Source organism: Micromonospora sp. NPDC005197 (assembly GCF_040608295.1).
Lineage (GTDB): Bacteria > Actinomycetota > Actinomycetes > Mycobacteriales > Micromonosporaceae > Micromonospora.
Genome location: NZ_JBEXHY010000249.1, coordinates 1 through 2,707, shown reverse-complemented (window position 1 = coordinate 2,707; position 2,707 = coordinate 1). Strand labels below are relative to the sequence as shown.

The following is a 2,707-nucleotide window of genomic DNA, read 5'->3' as shown; positions in this document are numbered from 1 at the left end:
ACGTGTGCTCTGCCGATCGGCGGGGGGGGCGGCGGCGGCACTCGTGGCGGCAGCGCCCGTGGCGGCGGCGCCCGTCGCGGCGCCGGGGGTGGGGGCCGCCGCGGCGGCCGCGACCGGCGCGGGGGCGAGCAGGACGGCGGAAGCCGTGACCGCCAGCAGCGCAGCTCTCATGTGCCCGACCCTAGTCAACAAGATCGCCCGGCGGGAGCGGTTGGCCGCTCGACCTTCCGGCGGCGGCCCGCTCCACCAGGTAGTCGTGCAGCGCGGCGCTGCCCCGCAACCGGCGCAGGCTGCGGGCGTGCAGGTCCTGCTCACGGCGGGCCAGCTCGGCGCGTACCCGCTGGGCGCTGCCGGTGGTGCGCAGCTCGCCCAGCACCGCCTCGATGATCTCGAACGGGTAGGCGCCTCGGCGCAGGAGCGCGACGACCTGCGCGGCGCGCAGCTCGGTCTCGTCGTACACCCGGTAGTTGGTGCCGGGCGCGCGGCCCGGCCGCAGCAGCTCGCGGGCCTCCCACAGGCGCAGCTGCGAGGTCCGCACCCCGACCAGGGCCGCCACCTCGCCGATGCGGACGCCGCGGCGCTGGGCCGGCCGGGTCGCCGGCGGGTTGGCCAGCACGGTCTCGAAGGCGCCGAGCACGCGGCGGATGTCGGCGCGTTCGCGGTCCAGCTCGGCATGGCCGCCGTCGAGCGCCGCCAGGGCCGCCGGCACGTCACCGCCGTGCACCGCCGCCATGATCTCCCGGGTACGGCCCCAGCCGTGCCCCTCGGCCAGCCGCCGGGCCACGGTCAGCGCGCGGGCGTGTGCGGTCGTGAAGATCCGGTAGCCGCTCGCGGTACGCCGCACCGGCGGCAGCACGCCCTCCTCGACGTAGTTGCGCACCTGCTGCACCGAGATCCCCGCGGTGGCGGCGAGGTCCACGGCCCGCAGGCGATCCTTCGGCCGGGCGCGGGCAGCGCCGGCGGGCAGATCTGCTTCACCGGCGACGTCCCCGGCCTGCGCCGCTCGGGCACCCTCACCGGGCGGCACCTGGACCACCGGGTGAGGGTGCGCGACGAGGTACGCCGACCGACCGGGCAGCTCAGCATCCGCCACGCCGACCTGCACAACCTGCGCGACGTGGACGTGGACGTGGACATCCCGCTCGGCGTCCTCACCGTGGTCACCGGCGTGGCCGGTTCCGGCAAGAGCTCGCTGATCCACGGCTCACTGCGCGGCCGGGCCGGTGCGGTGATCGTCGACCAGTCCCCGATCCGCGGATCACGACGCAGCAACCCGGCCACCTACAGCGGACTGCTCGACCCGATCCGTACCGCCTTCGCCAAGGCCAACGGCGTCAAGGCAGCGCTGTCCAGCGCGAACTCCGAAGGCGCCTGCCCGGCCTGCAAGGGCATCGGGCTGATCTACACGGACCTGGCGATGATGGCCGGCGTGGCGAGCGTCTGCGAGCGGTGCGCGGGGCGGCGGTTCACCGACGAGGTCCTCACGTACACCCTGCGCGGGAAGAACATCAGCGAGGTGCTGGCCATGTCGGTCACCGAGGCGTACGGATTCTTCCCCAGCGGGCCGGCGCACCTCATCCTCCACCGGCTGGTCGACGTCGGGTTGGGCTACCTCAGCCTCGGCCAGCCGCTGACCACCCTGTCCGGCGGGGAGCGGCAACGGCTCAAGCTCGCCATCCACCTGGCGGAGAAGACCAGCACGTACGTCCTCGACGAGCCCACCACCGGCCTGCACCTGGCCGACGTGGACCAACTGCTGGCCCTGTTGGACCGCATGGTCGACGCCGGCAACACGGTGCACCACCAGGCCGTGATGGCCCACGCGGACTGGCTCATCGACCTCGGCCCGGGCGCCGGGCACGACGGCGGGCGCATCGTCTTCACCGGCACGCCGGCGGACCTGGTCGCCCACGGCGACACCCTCACCGCCACGCATCTCCGCGAGTACGTCCACAAGCCAGCGGAGCTGCCCAAGGGGTGACGGGTCAGCGGTGCCCGGGACGCGGCGCCTGACGCCGCACGGCGTGCGAGCGAGCCCGACGGCGCGGGCGGCCGACGCCAGCGGTGGGCCGAGTCGACGGTGCGGGCGGGCTGGCGACGCCAGCGGCCGGCGCGCGGGTGCGCGGGCCGACGCGACGCGGTGGGGCGGCCCACGCCAGCGGTCGAGGACGGGCCGGCCCTGCCGCGTGGCCGGCGACACCAGCGGTCAGGCGACGCGGCGCAGCCAGCGCCGCTGCCAGGGTGTCTCGACCGCCTTCGGGTGGTAGCCCGCCCGGACCCAGGGCACCGCCCGCTCCGCCGGCAGGCCGTCGAGGATCGCCAGCGCGGCCAACGCCGTTCCCGTCCGGCCGACCCCGCCCCGGCAGGCCACCTCAACGCGTTCGCCGTCGCGTGCCCTCCGCAGCGCCGCACGCAACGCGTCGAGTGCGTCCGCCCGATCGAGCGGCACCCAGAAGTCGGGCCACCTGATCCGCCGGAATGGCCACGCCGGCGCCGGACCGGGCGCCAACAGCAGCGCGAAGTCGGCAGGCGAGGCGGTCGCGGCGATGCGGCGTCCACGCACCACTGCCCCGCTCGGCAGTACGAGCAACCCGGACTGCTCCGACCAGATCTGCGCGGCGGTCACCGGAACATTGTGCCGCGACCGAGGGCGGGTCATCGTGCCCGCTGGGCACAGAAAGCGCCGCCCCCGACCAGTTGGTCGGGG

2 protein-coding genes and 1 pseudogene are annotated in these 2,707 nt (G+C 75.5%); 1 reads left to right on the top strand and 2 read right to left on the bottom strand.

Annotation, left to right across the window (positions count from 1 at the left end; genetic code table 11):
• Positions 1–181: 181 nt before the first annotated feature.
• Complete coding sequence (locus tag ABZU46_RS31535) at positions 182–880, bottom strand: MerR family transcriptional regulator (RefSeq protein ID WP_354863340.1); 699 nt, start codon at positions 878–880, stop codon at positions 182–184.
• A 54-nt stretch (positions 881–934) separates the two neighbouring features.
• Here ABZU46_RS31535 and ABZU46_RS31530 point away from each other — a divergent pair.
• Positions 935–1,981 (top strand): annotated as a pseudogene (locus ABZU46_RS31530) (ATP-binding cassette domain-containing protein); the annotation flags it as partial.
• 225 nt (positions 1,982–2,206) lie between these two features.
• Here the strand turns inward: ABZU46_RS31530 and ABZU46_RS31525 are convergent.
• Positions 2,207–2,626, bottom strand: coding sequence for a protein-tyrosine phosphatase family protein (locus ABZU46_RS31525; protein ID WP_354863339.1), 420 nt, complete (start codon positions 2,624–2,626; stop codon positions 2,207–2,209).
• Positions 2,627–2,707: the final 81 nt, after the last annotated feature.